The 16,981-nt window shown below is 63.6% G+C and carries 13 protein-coding genes; 6 read left to right on the plus strand and 7 right to left on the minus strand.

Annotation, left to right across the window (positions count from 1 at the left end; translation table 11 throughout):
- Positions 1-26 precede the first annotated feature (26 nt).
- Positions 27-248, minus strand: coding sequence for a hypothetical protein (locus ACFB49_RS13575; RefSeq protein ID WP_380880138.1), 222 nt, complete (start codon positions 246-248; stop codon positions 27-29).
- On the opposite strand from ACFB49_RS13575, the gene ACFB49_RS13580 reads away from it, so the two are divergent.
- Positions 237-2,774 carry a CheR family methyltransferase gene (locus tag ACFB49_RS13580; protein ID WP_380879962.1) on the plus strand — a complete coding sequence of 846 codons (2,538 nt, stop codon included), beginning with the start codon at positions 237-239 and terminating at the stop codon, positions 2,772-2,774. The genes ACFB49_RS13575 and ACFB49_RS13580 overlap by 12 nt on opposite strands.
- Before the next feature lie 278 nt (positions 2,775-3,052).
- On the opposite strand, the gene istB is transcribed toward ACFB49_RS13580, so the two are convergent.
- From istB to ACFB49_RS13595, 3 genes are all read right to left on the minus strand, one after another.
- Positions 3,053-3,787, minus strand: a complete 735-nt coding sequence (istB, locus tag ACFB49_RS13585; RefSeq protein ID WP_380871756.1) for an IS21-like element helper ATPase IstB — start codon at positions 3,785-3,787, stop codon at positions 3,053-3,055.
- Positions 3,720-5,285, minus strand: coding sequence for an IS21 family transposase (gene istA / locus ACFB49_RS13590; RefSeq protein WP_380871757.1), 1,566 nt, complete (start codon positions 5,283-5,285; stop codon positions 3,720-3,722). Before istA ends, istB begins: the two co-directional genes overlap by 68 nt.
- A gap of 108 nt (positions 5,286-5,393) precedes the next feature.
- Positions 5,394-6,239, minus strand: a complete 846-nt coding sequence (locus tag ACFB49_RS13595) for a cation diffusion facilitator family transporter (protein ID WP_380871758.1) — start codon at positions 6,237-6,239, stop codon at positions 5,394-5,396.
- Positions 6,240-6,554: 315 nt separating this feature from the next.
- Between ACFB49_RS13595 and ACFB49_RS13600 the strand changes: the two genes are divergently transcribed.
- Positions 6,555-7,292 (plus strand): BON domain-containing protein, encoded by a 738-nt coding sequence (locus tag ACFB49_RS13600; RefSeq protein WP_380871759.1) that lies wholly within the window; start codon positions 6,555-6,557, stop codon positions 7,290-7,292.
- A gap of 29 nt (positions 7,293-7,321) precedes the next feature.
- Here ACFB49_RS13600 and ACFB49_RS13605 read toward each other — a convergent pair whose 3' ends face one another.
- Positions 7,322-9,427 carry a response regulator gene (locus ACFB49_RS13605; protein ID WP_380871760.1) on the minus strand — a complete coding sequence of 702 codons (2,106 nt, stop codon included), beginning with the start codon at positions 9,425-9,427 and terminating at the stop codon, positions 7,322-7,324.
- Positions 9,424-14,526, minus strand: coding sequence for a HAMP domain-containing protein (locus ACFB49_RS13610; protein ID WP_380871761.1), 5,103 nt, complete (start codon positions 14,524-14,526; stop codon positions 9,424-9,426). Before ACFB49_RS13610 ends, ACFB49_RS13605 begins: the two co-directional genes overlap by 4 nt.
- A gap of 169 nt (positions 14,527-14,695) precedes the next feature.
- Here ACFB49_RS13610 and ACFB49_RS13615 point away from each other — a divergent pair, with 169 nt between their 5' ends.
- Genes ACFB49_RS13615 through ACFB49_RS13625 form a run of 3 tightly spaced genes read left to right on the plus strand, consistent with a single transcriptional unit; the run spans position 14,696 to position 15,592 of the window.
- Positions 14,696-15,049 carry a hypothetical protein gene (locus ACFB49_RS13615; protein WP_380871762.1) on the plus strand — a complete coding sequence of 118 codons (354 nt, stop codon included), beginning with the start codon at positions 14,696-14,698 and terminating at the stop codon, positions 15,047-15,049.
- 4 nt (positions 15,050-15,053) lie between these two features.
- The gene (locus ACFB49_RS13620) at positions 15,054-15,326 is read left to right on the plus strand and encodes a DUF5985 family protein (protein ID WP_380871763.1); all 273 of its coding nucleotides are present in this window, start codon (positions 15,054-15,056) and stop codon (positions 15,324-15,326) included.
- Complete coding sequence (locus ACFB49_RS13625; protein WP_380871764.1) at positions 15,326-15,592, plus strand: DUF5985 family protein; 267 nt, start codon at positions 15,326-15,328, stop codon at positions 15,590-15,592. Before ACFB49_RS13620 ends, ACFB49_RS13625 begins: the two co-directional genes overlap by 1 nt.
- Positions 15,593-15,697: 105 nt before the next feature.
- Here ACFB49_RS13625 and ACFB49_RS13630 read toward each other — a convergent pair whose 3' ends face one another.
- Positions 15,698-15,892 carry a hypothetical protein gene (locus ACFB49_RS13630; RefSeq protein WP_380871765.1) on the minus strand — a complete coding sequence of 65 codons (195 nt, stop codon included), beginning with the start codon at positions 15,890-15,892 and terminating at the stop codon, positions 15,698-15,700.
- A gap of 269 nt (positions 15,893-16,161) precedes the next feature.
- On the opposite strand from ACFB49_RS13630, the gene xth reads away from it, so the two are divergent.
- Positions 16,162-16,980 (plus strand): exodeoxyribonuclease III, encoded by an 819-nt coding sequence (gene xth, locus ACFB49_RS13635; RefSeq protein ID WP_380871766.1) that lies wholly within the window; start codon positions 16,162-16,164, stop codon positions 16,978-16,980.
- Position 16,981 lies beyond the last annotated feature (1 nt).

The raw sequence follows: 16,981 nt of genomic DNA on the forward strand, positions 1-16,981 counted from the left end.
GTGCGACATGAAGCGCAGAGAAGCTGTCAAGAATCGCAACCGATTTCAACAACCCGGGTTAATGCCAACTTTCTTATCCATCGGCTATAAAAAGGCTCTATGGCCGGCCCTGGATCGGGCGGAGATACGATATGGCCAAGTCGAGCAAGAAGGCGGGTGGCGAAGGCCTGATCCCAATCTGCGCGATCGGCGGCTCTGCTGGCGGGATCAAGGCGCTGCAGCAATTCTTCAGCGAAATCGATCCCCATCTCGGTATCGCTTATGTCGTCATCCTGCACCTGTCGCCGGATCATCCGAGCCAGTTGGCGGCGATCCTCGCCACCGCTACCGAGATGGGCGTGCATCAGGTCGAGGATTCGCCCGAGCTCAAGCCCAACTGCGTCTATGTCATTCCGCCCGACCGCGAACTTGTGATCAAAGGCGACCACATCCAGGCGCGCCCCTTCACCGAGCCGCGCGGCATCCGGGCACCCGTCGATCGCTTTTTCGAGTCGGTCGCCGAAGCGCGGGGCGACGGTTTCGCGGTCGTCATGAGCGGAGCCGGGTCCGACGGATCCATCGGCGTGCGCAAGGTCAAGGAGGCGGGCGGTCTGATCCTGGTGCAGGATCCGCTTGAGGCAGAATTTCCGGCGATGCCGCGAAGCGCCATTGCTACAGGAGCCGCCGACTTCATCGAGCCGGTGAAGAACATGCCGCGGCGGATCGCCGAGCTGCTGCACAGCAAGCGCATCCTGGCCGATACCGCGGAGCGCGAGACCGAACACCAGATCATGCGGATCGTCTCCTTCCTGCGCGCGCGCACCGGACATGACTTCGCCAGCTACAAGTCCGCGACCGTCCGCCGCCGGATCGGTCGCCGGATGCAAGTCACTCGCCAGGACAGCCTGGCCGATTACGCGCGCTATCTCACCGAGACCCCCGAGGAAGCCCAGGAACTGTTCAGCGATCTGCTGATCTCGGTGACGTCATTCTTCCGAGACCCTGGGGCCTTCGAGGTATTGGCGAAATCGGTCATTCCAACCTTGTTTGATGCCTGCGGTCATGAGGACACGATCCGGGTCTGGACGGTGGGCTGTGCGACCGGAGAGGAGGCCTATTCGCTGGCCATCCTGATGCTCGAAGAAGGCCATAAGCGCGACATTCGACCCAATATCCAGATCTTCGCGAGCGACCTCGACGAAGGCGCACTCGCGACCGCCCGCGAGGGCCGTTACCCCCGGGCGATCGAAGCCGACGTCAGCGAGGAACGGCTTCGGCATTATTTTGTCGAGGAGGTCGAGCATTATCGCGTGCGCAAGGAGGTGCGCGATCTGGTGTTGTTCGCCCATCACAGCACCCTCAAGGATCCGCCCTTCATGCGGATGAACCTGGTCACCTGCCGCAACCTGTTGATCTATCTCGAGCGCGACCTGCAGCAGCAGTTGCTGGCTTTATTTCATTATTCGCTGCGCCCGGGCAATTATCTGTTTCTCGGTTCGGCTGAGAGCGCCGACGCGCGAACCGACCTTTTCCTGCCGCTGGACCGCGAGTCGCGCATCTATTCCGCCAAGGCCCGCACGGCGAATGCGGTCGAGCTGTTCAGTCAGCTTCCCAGCGAGCACCGCAAGGACATACCCGCATTGCGCGCGCAGCCACGCCGTGAGCGCTCCCCCGGGACCGCCCACGCGGGGACGCTCGAGAAGGCCGCACCGCCCAGTGCGCTGGTCGACGACGATCATCGCATCATTAACCTCTCGGCCAATGCCGGCCGGTTCCTGCTGCCGCCAGAAGGTCCGATGAGCCACGAGTTGCCCGACCTCGTCCGGCCCGAACTGCGCGCCGAGCTGCGGAGCGCACTCCACCGGGCGTTCACGGCGCACGAGCCGACCATCACCCTTCCCGTCAATGTCGCGTTCAATGGCTATCGCCATCGTGTGGTCATGCACATCTCGGCCGCGGTCGAGGAGGAGCGCGAGGCGCCACTGGCGCTGGTCATGTTCATGGATGGCGGTCCGGTCGAGGAAGCGCAAAGCGAGGATGAGAACGAGGCGACATTGGGCACGGTCGAGATTCGCCGGCTGCGCGAGGAGCTTCGGACCGCCCAGGAGCGTCTCAGCGCCAGTCGTCGCGAGCATGAAGGCGCGATCCAGGAATTGCGGATTGCCAATGAGGAACTCCAGTCGGTCAACGAGGAATATCGTTCGACTGCCGAGGAACTCGAGACCAGCAAGGAGGAGCTTCAGTCGATCAACGAGGAGCTGCAGACGGTCAATGGCGAGCTCAAGAGCAAGCTCGACAATATCGCCAACGCCCACAGCGACCTGCAGAACCTCGTCAATGCCACCGAGATCGGAACCCTCTTCCTCGACCCGGAGCTGCGCATCAAGATGCTGACCCCGGCCGTCGAAAAGCTGTTCAGCGTGACCGATTCCGATATCGGCCGGCCCATCACCGACTTTACCCACAAGCTGGTTTACGACGGTGTCGAGCATGATGCGCGGCAGGTTCTGAAAAACCTCGCGCCGCTCGAAGGCGAGGTCGAGACGAAAGACGGCCGTTGGCTTGTGATGCGTCTCAGGCCCTATCGCACCGTCGAGGACCGGATCGACGGCGTGGTGGTGAGCTTTGTCGAGATCTCCGAGCGACGCGCTGCCGTGGATGCCCTCCGGCGAAGCGAGGAGCGCTACCGCAGGATGACCGACAAGCTGCTGGAAGCCGCCATCGACAGCGGCGCCGACCGCACGGCCCTCGACACCGCCCGCATGCGCGTGGAGACAGAGCTTGGGGAACCATAGGCTGATCCGACGCCCCGTCGCACATCTGTTCTGGAGATATATCGGATGACGCACGAGCATGAATTGGAAACCGCGTTGTCAAACGGCATTGGAAGTTGACCCCCTATCGGCGTCCAAAGTTGACCCCCGGATAATGGCAGTTCGGGTTGTCCCGGTAGTCCATAGGAGGGCCCCGCGGACGACGCCGCGCGCCGTCAGGAGCGCTGGCGGCGGCGTCCGTGGGAGGTACCTGTGGGCCCACCGGGTCAACCCGGGGGATGGGGGTCCGGGGGAAGGGGTTAGGCGGCTTCGCGGCTCTTGAAGCGCCAACTCTCATTGCCGGTCTCGACGATGTCGCAATGGTGGGTCAGTCGGTCGAGCAGTGCGGTGGTCATCTTGGCGTCGCCGAACACGCTGGGCCATTCGCCGAACGCAAGGTTGGTGGTGACGATGATCGAGGTCTGCTCATAGAGCCGGCTGACGAGGTGGAACAGGAGCTGGCCACCGGAGAGGGCGAACGGCAGATAGCCGAGCTCATCGAGGATCACGAGATCGAGCCGCGACAGATGGTCGGCGATCCGCCCCGGCTTGCCGGCGCGCGCTTCGGCTTCGAGCCGGTTCACCAGGTCGACGGTATTGTAGAACCGGGCCCTGGCACCGCTGCGCACACAGGCGCAGCCGATCGCGATGGCCAGATGGGTCTTGCCCGTGCCGGTTCCGCCGACCAGGACGGCGTTGCGCTGGCTGGTCAGGAACCCGCCGGTGGCAAGGTCGCGGACCAGGGGCTCGTTGATCGGGGTGGCGGTAAAGTCGAAGCCGGCCAGTTCCTTCGCCAGCGGCAGCTTGGCAATCGTCATCTGATATTTGATCGAGCGGGCCTGCTTTTCGTCGATCTCGGCCTTGAGCAGGTCGCCGATCACGCGCTGGGCGGAGTGCTGCCGCTTCACCGCATCGGCGACGACCTCGTCATAGGCATGGCGCATGCCGGCCAGCTTCAGCGTCGCCATCATGTCCAGGATCTCGTGGCGTTCCATAAGACCTCCTCAGGCTGTCATATCGGGCACAGTCGGCAATAGGTTCATGGGCAAGTCGCAGCCCTTCGGGCGTCGCGATGTTGAGCGGCGCCGGCGGCTGCCGCTGGCGGGTCAGGATGTTGAGTACGACATCGCGGCTGATCGGGCCGCCAAGGAGCGCTTCGGCGCAGGCCGCATCCACGGCGTCCAGCCCGTCGCTCACCACCGCCGCGAGGATGCCGACCATCTGGCGATCGCCATCGGCATGGGCGGCAAGCCGCCGCCGGACCCGCTCGATCGCGGGCGGCAGATCCCATTCCTTGAAGGGGGCACCGTTGCGCAACGCGCCCGGCTTGCGCGCGAGGACGGGCACATAGTGCCACGGATCGTAGATCGTCTGCTCGCGCCCGAACCGCCGAACATGCTCGCCGACGCTCTCGCCGTCCTGGCGGATCACGATGCGGTCGGCATAGGCATGGATCTCGACCGGCCGTCCTGCCGCCTTCGCGTGGACCGAGTATTTATTGTAATCGAACCGGACCAGCAGCGTCTTCGATACCGATGCCGGCAGCGCATGGAAGCCGTCGAACGGCCCGCGATAGGCGATCAATGCCGGGCGGTCCGCCTGCTCGAACACCTCCTGTATCGTCTGCGCCTTGAGCTCGGGATGCGCTGCGCGGCGGGCATAGGCCAGGCAGCGATCCTCCAACCAGGCGTTGAGCTCGCCATAGCTCTTGAACCGCAGCCGGGGCGTGAAGAAGCGCTCCCGCACCAAGCCGACCTGATTCTCGACCTGTCCCTTCTCCCACCCCGACGCCGGCGTGCAGGCCACCGGATCGACCAGATAGTGCGCGCACATCTGCTGGAAGCGGCGATTATATTGGCGCTCGCGGCCGACGAAGATCGCGTCCACCGCCGTCTTCATATTGTCGTAGATGCCGCGCTGGCAGGCCCCGCCAAAGAAGGCGAACGCCTTGTCATGGGCGTCGAAGACCATCTCCTGGCTCTCGCGCGGATAGGCACGCACATAGAACATCCGGCTGTGGCACAGCCGCATGTGCGCGACCTTCACCGTCGTCGGCACACCACCGATGATCGCAACCTCGTGACTCCAGTCGAACTGGTAAGCCTCGCCCGGGTCGAAGCTCAGCGGCACATAGGCCGCGGCCGTCGCTGCCGACCGCCCGCGATGCCAGCCCGCCGCATATCGGCGCACCGCGTCGTAGCCGCCACGATAACCCAGACCCTGCAGCTCCTCGAAGATCCGGATCATCGTCAGCCGCTCGCGCCGCGCCTTGCGCTCGTTCGTTTCCAGCAACCCTTCCAGCTCCGAGGCCCACGGCCCCAGCTTCGGCAACGGCTGCACCGTCCGCTCATAGGCAAATGCCGTCGCGCCCGAACGCAACACCTTGCGCACCGTGTTCCGCGATACGCCGAGATCGCGCACGATCTCCTTGATCGACTTGCCCTTCACGAAAAACTCGCGGCGGATCCGCGCTACCGTCTCCACGATCAGCATCCCCCGCTCGCTCCCGCGCCAAAGCGCGAAAGCCTGAACCGGCCATGTTCAGGGGGTCAATTTTGCACGCCGATCACCCCAGAAACGGGGTCAATATTCCACGCCGATTCACACGCCCATCGTCAACGCGTCGTCAAAGTCGGCGCTGATCGCCACAAAGACGGCGTCGGGCGCGGTGTGGATGGTGCGCACATGATTGACCGCAGTGATGCATGCCTCCTCGTCGAGCAGATCCCAAACGGTCCGGATGATGGCGATGTCGGCGCTTTCCCCGATCAGCAGGCCTTTCGCCTCACGCGCGAGCAGCAAGGCAACGGTAGCCAGGATGAGCCCGATCGCGATCGAGGCGACCCCGTCGAAGCGTGCGTCGCCCAGATGATGGCTCACCCAGACGCCCAGCGCGGCAATCAGCAACCCCGCCAGCGCTGCGCTGTCCTCGAAGAGGATGATGAAGCCCGCCGGGTCCTTCGACCGGCGCACCGACTGCCACCAGCCGCTCGCCCCGCGCCGGGCGTTGAATTCTCGGACCGCGATCCCCCACGACATGCCCTCGAGCAGGAGCGCCACGGCGAGCACGACATAATTGACGGTGGGATCGCGCAGCGGTTCGGGGGCGCTGACATGCCGCCATCCTTCATAGATCGATACCCCGGCACCGAGTGCAAAGATCAGGATCGCCACGATGAAGGCCCAGAAATAGAGCTCGCGACCATAGCCGAAGGGATGCGCGGCATCCGCTGGCCGCTTTGCCTTGGCCTGCCCATAAAGCAGGAGAAGCTGATTGCCGCTGTCGACAAGCGAGTGCACGCCTTCGGTGAGCATGGCCGAGGAGCCGGTGACCGAGGCTGCCGCGAATTTCGCGAGGGCAATACCGAGATTGGCGGCAAGCGCGCCATAAAGGACGAGGTTGGCCCTGATCGCCCGCGCGAATGTGCCCGGCGTCGCCCCGGTCATGCTGGCCTCCCAGTTCTGGTCCGGTTCGCGACATCCGGCCGCCAGGATGAGCGCGACGTGTCAGAGTTTGTGGCCAAAGCCATAGGTCGCTCCCGGCCCTCACAGGTGGCCAGGGCGATAACTGTCCCACAGGGCAAAGGGTTCGCGCTCGGGACGGCCAGTGATGCGATTTCGCCGACCCGCTGAGAAGGGCTGCCCCCCCTTGTTTCTTCGCCCACGCGTGCGGACGTCGATCGGTCGAAGGGGTGCAGTGTCTCTTCTGCGGCCGCTACGCGTTGAATGTCGGCACGAACCCTATCTGGGAAAGGTCTGGAGATGAGACATTGGTGGGGCGAAGAGCGACGCCGGGACCGTGAAGATCGGGAGCGGGTCGGCCCCTATGCGCGCTATGCCAACCGTTACGGGCCAGACGACGACGAGCGCGCGTGGCGACGCCGGATCGATGCCTTCTATGAGGCGCGGGAAGGTGAGGACAGGTCGCGGCTCGATCGGACCAACGGATATCGCGGCACTGCCCAGCGGCGCTATGACGATCGAGAGAGCTATCGCCAGGGCGTCGGGTGGGCCGGTGGGCCGTATGGCGGCGATGATCCGGGCTATGGCGTGGGTCATGCCGGTGGCGCCTGGAGCGGCTATGACGAAAGCCGTGCTTCTCCGACCTGGCAAGGCGAGCGCAATTTTGACCCCGACGATCGCCAGGAACGCGGGTGGTTCGACCGGGCAGGCGACGAGATCCGGTCCTGGTTTGGGGACGAACAGGCCGATGCGCGGCGTCGGTTTGACATGCACCGTGGCCGTGGCCCCAAGGGCTATAGTCGCTCGGACGATCGCATCCGCGAGGATGTCTGCGATCGCCTGACCGAGGATCCCAGGCTCGATGCTTCGGACGTCGAGGTACAGGTGGATCGTGGCGAGGTGACCCTGACGGGCACGGTCTTCGATCGCTCATCGAAAAGGCGCGCGGAAGATTGCGCGGATGCTGTGATGGGCGTGACCAACGTCCAGAATAATTTGCGTGCGCGTGCCTTCGACCAGGCGGGCGGCGCGCACTAGCGCGCCCTCCTTCAGCCTGGCCCCGGCGCTCAGCTTTCCGGGGGTGCCTTTTCGGGCACGACGGTCAGCGGCTCGATCGATGCCGCGATCGCATTGGAGAGCTGGGCCTGGGTGAAGGGTTTGGCCAGCATCCGCGTCAGCGGCTGGTTCACCGCAATGTCGTCCTTTTCGGCATAGCCGGTGACCACCAATGCCCTGAGCTCGGGATGGAGCGCGTGAATGCGGGTCAGCAATTCGAGGCCGGACATGGACGGCATCGCATAGTCGGTGACGATGAGATCGAAGGCGAGCGGATCGGCCGCCATCAATTCCAACGCCGTCTTGCCGTCCGCGGCGATCCGCACATCATGGCCCAGATCCTCGATCATCGCGGCGGTCGTCACCCGCACTCCGTCATGATCGTCGACTAGCAGAATGCGCAGTCGAAGAGGGTTCTCGACCAGTGGCGCATGCGCTGGCGCGAGCTTGGGGACCAACGCCAGGTCCGGGGCCCGCGGCAGCCATATCTGGACCTCGGTGCCGACCCCCGGATTGCTCCTGATCCGCATAGCGCCACCCGACTGCTGCACGAAGCCGAAGACCATGCTCAGTCCCAATCCTGTGCCCTTGCCCACTTCCTTGGTTGTGAAAAAGGGCTCCATCACCCGGTCGATGAGATCGGCTGGAATCCCACAGCCGCTGTCCACTACCGTCAGGCTCACATAATCCCCCGCCACGAGGCCAAGGTCGTTTCCGTCCGGCAGGCTTTCATTGACCTCGCGAACGATGATCGCGCCGCCCTCCGGCATCGCGTCGCGCGCATTGATGATGAGGTTGATAAGCGCAAGTTCGAGTTGCGCGCCGTCGACAAAGGCCGGCCAGATCGCACCGACCGGCTGCCATTCGATCCGCACCAGTCCGCCGAGCGTGTGGTCGAGCAATTGTTCGATCGACCGCGAGAGGTCGCGCAACTCGACTCGGCCCGGCTCTAGCTTCTGCTTGCGCGCGAAAGCCAGGAGACGGCCGACCAGTTCGGCGCCCTGCTCGGCCGCGTGCCGGGTCATCTCGACGAGCTTGCGCTCCTTGTCGCCCAGTTCGACGCGGCGCTCGATCATGCTGAGACCGCCAAGCACCGAGGCCAGCAAATTGTTGAAATCATGTGCGATGCCACCGGTCAGCTTGCCGATGGCATCCATTTTGCGCGCGTGGAGAAGTTCGCCCTCAAGTTCCTTGCGTTCGGAAATGTCGAGAAGCGTGCCGGCATATTCCATGGCTTCGCCGTGCACGTCGCGCAGCAGAATCGCCTGGTCGAGAAAATGACGATACTGGCCGCTCGCGCATTTCCAGCGATATTCGACCGCAAAGCTCGGTCGGTCCTGCCTTGAACCGATTTCCGCCAGCACTTTCTCCCGGTCCTCGGGATGGAGACGGTCGGCCCAGAAGGTCGGTGACGCTCGCACGTCCTCGAGCGTGAAGCCGGTCAGCGCCTGGAAATTGCCACTGACGAAGGTCGGGGCGCGCGAGGGCCCGATATCCTCGAGATAGAGGATGATCGGCAGGCATTCGATGATCGCAGCCTGGCGCTGTTCGGCGAGGCGCAATTTGCGCTCGGCCTGGAGATGTTCCGCCTTGGCCTTCAGCGCTGCGTCAAGCAGTCGCTGCTCCTGCTCGGCCTTGCGCTGGATCTCGCGCGTCATCTGGTAGAGGTCGACGAAGACCGAAACCTTCGAACGCAAGACCAGGGGCTCGACGGGCTTGAAGACATAGTCGACTGCACCCATCGCATAGCCGCGCTGAAGATGCTGCGCCTCCTTGTTCACCGCCGAGAGGAAGATGATGGGAATGCGGCGCGTCTGGTCGCGACTGCGAATGAGCTGGGCGGTTTCATAGCCGTCCATGTCGGGCATGTAGACGTCGAGCAGGATCACGGCGAACTGTTCGCGCAGGAGGAGACGCAGGGCCTCCGTCCCTGATCGCGCGGTCACAACCTCCGCGACATCCTCGAGGACCGTGCCCAGTGCGAGCAGATTGCGCTCGTCATCGTCGACAACAAGGATACGCGCCCGCTCCGGCGCAGCCTCGCCCTCCCCGGTAGCAACCGGCGAAGGAACAAAATCGTCCGGAATGGTGACCGGATTCTCGACGACGCGGCTCATTCGGCCGACGCCGAAATGAGGGTGGCGGTGACGGTGGCTCCAGCGCGACCTCGCGCCAGCCAGACACGCAGCAGCGCCAGCAGAAGCTCGATATCAACCGGCTTGGCGATATAGTCCGAAGCGCCCGCATCCAGGCATTTCTGCCGATCGCCCTTCATCGCCTTGGCGGTCACCGCGATGAGCGGCAGCTGAGCAAGTTCCGGACGGGCGCGGATCCGCTGCATCGTCTCATAGCCGTCCATTTCGGGCATCATGATGTCGATCAGCGCCGCATCAATATGTGGTGTTTGCTCCAGGATGAGAATGCCATCCCGGCCATTCTCGGCATGGAGCACCTCGACCCCATAGGTCTCGAGCACGCTCGTCAGCGAATAGATATTCCGGATGTCATCATCGACGATCAAGATCCGAGCGCCTTCGATTTCCGGCACGGTCGACGGGCTGATGCCGGTGCCCTCGTCAAGGGTGACGATAGCGACATCCCGGCGTGGATGCGAAGGCCGATCAGCGATCCGGGTGAAGGTGGCAGCGAGATCCTCATGGCTGGCCGGCTTCTCGAGCACGCTTGTCGCTCCGAGCTCCGCCGCCGAGCCGCGCGCCTGCGCGCCCGAGATGACATGCACCGGGATATGCGCCGTCGCCGGATCATGCTTGAGCAGATCCAGGAGCACGAAACCGTCGATGTCGGACAGGCCGAGGTCGAGGGTGATGGCGGAGGGTAGGAGCTTGCGCGCGGTGGCAAGGGTACCGGCACCTGCGGTCGCGACCACGCCTTTCAGGCCGGCCTCCCGCGCGAATTCGAGTAAGATAGAGGCGAAGGCAGGATCATCCTCGACGATCAGCACGAAGGGCCTGTCGCCAAGCGCATCGCGGTCGTCGGTGACCTCGAACTGGTCGGGCAGGGCATTGGGCACGAGAGCGCCGCTATTGTCATAGCGGGCGGGTGCCCCGCCCTCGCCCGCCGCTGCGGGCGCCTCGAGAGGCACGAAGAGCGTGAAGGTCGAGCCTTCGCCCGGCACGGAATGGACCTTGAGTTCGCCGCCAAGCAATCGGGCAATTTCCCGGCTGATCGAAAGGCCGAGCCCCGTACCGCCATATTTGCGACTGGTCGTCCCGTCCGCCTGCTGGAATGCTTCGAAGATCAGCTTCTGCTTCTCCTTTGGGATGCCGATACCGGTATCGGTGACCGCGATCTCGATCGCACTCGAGGCAGCGCGCAGGACGGGGTGATTGCTGCTCCAGCCACTGAAGGCATGGCGCACGGCGAGCGTGACACCGCCATTCGAGGTGAATTTGAAGGCGTTGGACAGAAGATTGAGGATGACCTGCTGGAGCCGCTTGTCGTCGGTGCGGATGGCAAGCGGGAGATCGTCGGCAAAGTCCACGCGGAAGTCGAGCGCCTTGTCGGCCGCCAGCTGGCGGAAGGTCCGCTCCATATGCAGTTTGAGGGCGCTCAGCGGCATGTCGCCAAGCTCGATCGACACCGTTCCGGATTCGATCTTCGACAGGTCGAGGATATCGTTGATCAGGTTGAGCAGATCCGAACCAGCTCCGTTGATCGTGCGGGCAAAATCGATCTGCTTGTCGTTGAGATTGCCCTGCGGATTGTCGGCCAGGAGCCGCGAGAGGATCAGCAGCGAGTTGAGCGGTGTCCGCAGCTCATGGCTCATATTGGCCAGGAACTCCGACTTATATTTGGATGTGAGGGCGAGTTGCTCGGCTTTCTCCTCGACGGCGCGGCGCGCCATCTCGATCTCGAGATTCTTGCCTTCGACCTGCCGCTTCTCATTCTCGAGGAGCTGGGCTTTCTCCTGAAGCTCCTCGTTGGTGTTGTGCAGTTCCTCCTGCTTGGTCGTGAGTTCGGTCTGGCGCGCCTGCAATTCCTGGGTGAGGAGCTGGGATTGCTTGAGCAGGCCCTCGGTCCGCATGGTGGCGGCAATCGTGTTGAGGACGATGCCGACCGATTCCATGAGCTGGTCGAGGAAGGTCTGGTGGGTCTCGCTGAACATGCTGAAGGAAGCGAGCTCGATCACCGCCTTCACATCATCCTCGAAGAGCGCCGGCAGGATGACTACATTGGTCGGTGAGGCGTGTCCTAGGCCTGATCCGATCCGCACGAAATCCGGGGGCACATTCCCCAGCAATATCGGTCGCCTGTCGGCCGCACACTGGCCGACCAACCCCTCGCGCAGTCGGAAGCTCGGCTTGAGGACGTCGCGGCCCTCCGCGCCATAGCTTGCGACAAGATCGAGGATCGTCTCGCTTTCCTCGCGCCGTGCCACATAGAAAACGCCATATTGCGCGTTCACCAGCGGCGCGAGCTCCGACATGATGAGATTGGAGACCGTGGCGAGGTCGCGTTCGCCCTGGAGCATGCGTGAGAAGCGCGCGAGATTGGTCTTGAGCCAGTCCTGCTCGGCATTTTTGAGCGTCTGCTCCTTCAGGTTGACGATCATCTCATTGATATTGTCCTTGAGCGCCGCCATCTCGCCCGACGCCTCGACCGCGATGGATCGCGACAGGTCGCCCTTGGTCACGGCGGTGGCGACGTCGGCGATCGATCGCACCTGATTGGTGAGGTTTTCCGCGAGCTGGTTCACATTGTCCGTGAGGTCGCGCCAGAGGCCCGCAGCACCCGGCACCCGCGCCTGACCGCCGAGCCTGCCTTCGACGCCCACCTCGCGCGCCATGTTGGTGACCTGGTCGGCAAAGGTCGCGAGCGTCTCGATCATGCCGTTGATCGTGTCGGCGAGCGCCGCAATCTCGCCCTTGGCATCGACGCTCAGCTTGCGCTTCAAATTGCCCTGCGCGACCGCGGTCACGACGTCGGCGATGCCGCGCACCTGATTGGTGAGATTGGTCGCCATCAGGTTGACGTTGTCGGTGAGATCCTTCCAGGTGCCGGCGACGCCTTCCACCTGCGCCTGGCCGCCGAGCTTGCCCTCCGTGCCCACTTCGCGCGCCACGCGGGTCACTTCGGATGCGAACGAATTGAGCTGGTCGACCATCACGTTGATGGTGTTCTTCAGTTCGAGAATCTCGCCCTTCACGTCGACCGTGATCTTCTTCGACAGGTCGCCGCGCGCGACCGCGGTCGTGACCTCGGCGATGTTGCGAACCTGGCCGGTCAGGTTGGCGGCCATCAGGTTCACATTGTCGGTCAAATCCTTCCAGGTACCGGCGACACCGGGCACCTGCGCCTGGCCGCCGAGATTACCCTCGGTGCCGACCTCGCGCGCCACGCGCGTCACTTCCGAAGCGAAACCATTGAGCTGGTCGACCATCACGTTGATGGTGTTCTTGAGCTCGAGGATCTCGCCCTTCACGTCGACGGTGATCTTCTTCGAAAGATCCCCCGAAGCGACCGCGGTCGTCACCTCGGCGATGTTGCGCACCTGGCCGGTCAGATTGGCGGCCATCGCGTTCACATTGTCGGTCAAATCCTTCCAGGTGCCGCCAACGCCGGGCACCTGCGCCTGACCGCCAAGCTTGCCGTCCGAGCCCACTTCGCGCGCCACGCGGGTCACTTCGGAGGCGAAGCCGTTGAGCTGGTCGACCATGACATTGATGGTATTCTTGAGCTCGAGGATCTCGCCCCGGACATCGACGGTGATCTTTTTCGACAGATCGCCCAGTGCGACCGCGGTCGTCACCTCGGCGATATTGCGGACCTGGCCGGTCAGGTTGCCGGCCATCAGGTTGACGCTGTCGGTGAGATCCTTCCACGTGCCGGCGACGCCTTCCACCTGCGCCTGGCCGCCGAGCTTGCCCTCCGAACCCACTTCGCGCGCGACGCGGGTCACTTCGGATGCGAACGAATTGAGCTGGTCGACCATCACGTTGATCGTGTTCTTGAGCTCGAGAATCTCGCCCTTCACGTCGACGGTGATCTTCTTCGACAGATCGCCGCGCGCGACCGCCGTGGTCACCTCGGCGATATTGCGCACCTGGCCGGTGAGATTGGCCGCCATCAGATTGACGTTGTCGGTAAGATCCTTCCACGTGCCGGCGACACCGGGCACCTGGGCCTGGCCGCCGAGATTGCCCTCGGTGCCGACCTCGCGCGCGACGCGCGTCACTTCGGACGCGAAGCCGTTGAGCTGGTCGACCATGACGTTGATGGTATTCTTGAGCTCGAGAATTTCGCCCTTCACGTCGACGGTGATCTTCTTCGACAGGTCGCCCGATGCCACGGCCGTCGTGACCTCGGCGATATTGCGCACCTGCCCGGTCAGATTGTCCGCCATCAAATTGACGTTGTCGGTCAAGTCTTTCCAGGTGCCGGCAACGCCTTCCACCCGCGCCTGGCCGCCAAGTTTGCCCTCGGTGCCGACCTCGCGGGCGACGCGCGTCACTTCGGACGCGAAGGAATTGAGCTGATCGACCATCACGTTGATGGTGTTCTTGAGCTCGAGGATCTCGCCCTTCACCTCGACGGTGATCTTCTTGGACAGGTCTCCGGAAGCGACCGCCGTCGTCACTTCGGCGATATTGCGCACCTGGCCGGTCAGATTGGTGGCCATGGCGTTCACATTGTCGGTCAAGTCCTTCCAGGTGCCGGCAACCCCGCGCACCGTCGCCTGGCCACCAAGCTTGCCTTCGGTGCCGACCTCGCGCGCGACCCGCGTCACTTCGGATGCGAAGGAGGACAGCTGCTCGACCATGGTGTTGGCGACCTTGCCGATCCGCAGGAACTCGCCGCGCAACGGCCGTCCATCGATCTCGACCGACATGGACTGGGAGAGATCGCCCTTGGCGACCGCACCGATGACGCGTGCGACCTCCGCGGTCGGCTGCACCATATCCTCAATGAGATCGTTTACCGCACGCAGCGCGCTGTCCCAGCCACCGGTTGCCGCCCGCACGCGCCCGCGCTGGTTGATCTTGCCTTCCTTGCCGACAACCATCGAGAGTCGCTCAAACTCCTCGGTCATCCGTTGGTTGAGCGTGACGATCTCGTTGAAGAGACGCGTTATCTCTCCATCCATGCCCGGCGCGTCCTCGGCGAGGCGGATTGAAAAGTCGCCGCGCCTCAGGCTCCGCAGTGCGGATACCAACTGACGACGGTCGAGAAAGTCGTGCGGCGTTTCCCTGTTCAACCTCGGCTCCCTGGCCCCCCCCAGAAACCCGCTCGTCCCGTGCATAGCACAGTTCACCCCACCCTCAACAAGCTAAGTCATATTGATCGTGGTTAAACTTGCACTCGGCGTGTCGCATTTTCTATGAAGTCGACATGCAGTGGTTGAGCGTCGAAAATAGTCGGCCAAGATGATCGAGACCTTCATCCAAGCGACCTTTCCATCGATATGGTCGCTTGAAATGCTGCTGTTGCTGGCGTCAGAACCCAACCGGATCTGGACAAATGGCGAAATCGTGGCCGCCTTGCGGGCGAGCGACCTCATCGTCCGGCAATCGACCCAGCGGCTGGCGGGCGCCGGCCTTCTCCAGATCGCGGACGGAGGCCTGTCCTATCGGCCGCTGACGCCGGAGCTTGCGCAACGTGTCGATGAGACGCGCAGCCTCTACCAGTCGAGCCCCGGCAAAGTGCGCAGGTTGATCATCACCGCCCACCCCAACAGTCCGATTGCGCTGGCCGACGCCTTCCGGCTGAGGAAGGACTGAGCCCATGGGACTGCTTTCCGCCATCGTCTACGGGCTCTGCCTTCTCGGCAGCGGGCTGTGCGCGCTTCTCCTCTGGCGCGCTCATGCTGCGCAGAGGAGCGACCTCATCTTCTGGAGCGCGATCTGCTTCAGCCTGCTCACCCTCAACCATGTCGTGGTGATCATCGACGTGCTGATCGGACCCGCGGCAGATCTGCAGCTGCTCAGGCTTGCGCTGTCGCTCATCGCCGGTGGCGCGCTCATATTCGGATTCATCTGGAAGCTGGACGAAGACTGATGGCCAATCTTGTCCCCTTTCTCGGAGGCATCGTGGCCTGCACCTTCCTGGTCGCCGGCTTGTTCTTCCTGCGCTTCTGGAAGCGCACCGGCGACAGCCTGTTCAGGACCTTTGCCTTCGCTTTCTGGCTGCTCGCGCTTGCGCAGAGCCTCCTCGTCCTGCTCGACATCCCCGTCGAGGAGCGAAGCTGGATCTATGTGCTCCGACTTCTGGCCTTCGCCCTCATCGTCTCGGCCATCATCGGCAAGAACAGGCCAACAAGCTGAGCGAGCCGTTCGACGGCGAAGGCTCGCTGATCCCGTCGGCCCCACCGGAGCGAGGCGCCGGGGTCGAACGGTCTAACTGCGGCAGGGACGTCCGGACCCGACGGATCAATCGGTGGCGTTATCCTCATGGGCCTTGCGGCCAAGATCGTGCGGCCCGCCGGCGGGCTGCCCCGAAACAATGTCACCGACGTCGGTATTGGCAATGACGCCCGCCGGGCCGATCGCGTTGGCAGCCGGTTTCTCGACGGGTTGACCGGGCGCCTCGTCTGCAGGCTCATGCGCGGTGCTGGTGTCGGTCATGGTCGCTCTCCTTGATGGCGCACCGCTTCAACGTCCGGACTTCAAGACCGTTGCTCACATTCCTGTCGGGAACGATGGGGAATGCTGCGAGTCTTTGAGCGCATGGCGCGTCCGGCATCTGTTTGCCCTCTCGACCCGCGCAGGCCTGTACTGAACCGCTGCGCGGCAAGGATCAGGTCGTCGCGTCGACCACTCGGCCACATCCCGCGGCAACCGTGGCGGCGAGCCTGGTGCAACGCCCCCGACCTCAGCCTGGACCGGCCGAACCCGTGAAGATCGCGACCTATAATGTGAACGGCGTCAATGGTCGTCTGCCGGTGCTGCTGCGCTTGCTGGATCTTGCCCGACCGGACATCGTCTGCCTCCAGGAATTGAAGGCGCCGCAGGATCGATTTCCCGACCAGGCACTTCGCCGGGCGGGCTATGAGGCCATATGGCACGGACAGAGCCGCTGGAATGGCGTGGCGCTGCTGAGCCGGGTGGGCGTGATCTGCGAGACCCGACGCGGTTTGCCGGGCGATCCGGACGATGTTCAAAGTCGCTATATCGAGGCAGCTGTAAACGGCATTCTCGTCGCTAACCTCTATCTGCCCAATGGCAATCCACGCCCGGGCGCGAAATTCGAGTTCAAATTGCGCTGGTTCGAGCGCCTCCGCCGGCACCTGTCGACGCTCGTCGGTCTCGAGGTTCCGGTCATCGTCGCAGGCGACCTCAACGTCATGCCGACCGACATAGACGTCTATGTGCCCGAACGTTGGCAGGACGACGCCTTGTTTGCGCCCGAGGTCAGGCAAGCCTTCCAGGATTTGCTCGATCAGGGATGGACCGACGCCATCCGCCAACTTCATCCCGACGCGACCATCTACAGCTTCTGGAAATATTGGCGCGGTGGGTTCGAACGGGATGTCGGTCTGCGGATAGATCACCTCCTGCTCAATCCCGTGGCGGCAGCGCAATTGGTGCGGGCCGACGTCGACAGGCGGCCACGCGGATGGGAGAAGACCAGCGATCACGCACCTGTCTGGATCAAGCTCGGCGAGGGGCAATCGGCCAAGCCAGAAGCAAGTCGCGCAGGTCGATCCCGCTGAC

It is taken from the genome of Sphingomonas sp. DBB INV C78 (genome assembly GCF_042693015.1).
In the GTDB taxonomy this organism is placed as follows: domain Bacteria; phylum Pseudomonadota; class Alphaproteobacteria; order Sphingomonadales; family Sphingomonadaceae; genus Sphingomonas_E.

Bases quoted from the DNA above. Each gene is read 5' to 3' on its own strand.
- ACFB49_RS13575 (WP_380880138.1), bottom strand. From the start codon at position 248: ATGGGGATCGATTTCGCTGAAGAATTGCTGCAGCGCCTTGATCCCGCC.
- istB (WP_380871756.1), bottom strand. From the start codon at position 3,787: ATGGAACGCCACGAGATCCTGGACATGATGGCGACGCTGAAGCTGGCC.
- istA (WP_380871757.1), bottom strand. From the start codon at position 5,285: ATGCTGATCGTGGAGACGGTAGCGCGGATCCGCCGCGAGTTTTTCGTG.
- ACFB49_RS13595 (WP_380871758.1), bottom strand. From the start codon at position 6,239: ATGACCGGGGCGACGCCGGGCACATTCGCGCGGGCGATCAGGGCCAAC.
- ACFB49_RS13600 (WP_380871759.1), top strand. From the start codon at position 6,555: ATGAGACATTGGTGGGGCGAAGAGCGACGCCGGGACCGTGAAGATCGG.
- ACFB49_RS13605 (WP_380871760.1), bottom strand. From the start codon at position 9,427: ATGAGCCGCGTCGTCGAGAATCCGGTCACCATTCCGGACGATTTTGTT.
- ACFB49_RS13615 (WP_380871762.1), top strand. From the start codon at position 14,696: ATGATCGAGACCTTCATCCAAGCGACCTTTCCATCGATATGGTCGCTT.
- ACFB49_RS13620 (WP_380871763.1), top strand. From the start codon at position 15,054: ATGGGACTGCTTTCCGCCATCGTCTACGGGCTCTGCCTTCTCGGCAGC.
- ACFB49_RS13625 (WP_380871764.1), top strand. From the start codon at position 15,326: ATGGCCAATCTTGTCCCCTTTCTCGGAGGCATCGTGGCCTGCACCTTC.
- ACFB49_RS13630 (WP_380871765.1), bottom strand. From the start codon at position 15,892: ATGACCGACACCAGCACCGCGCATGAGCCTGCAGACGAGGCGCCCGGT.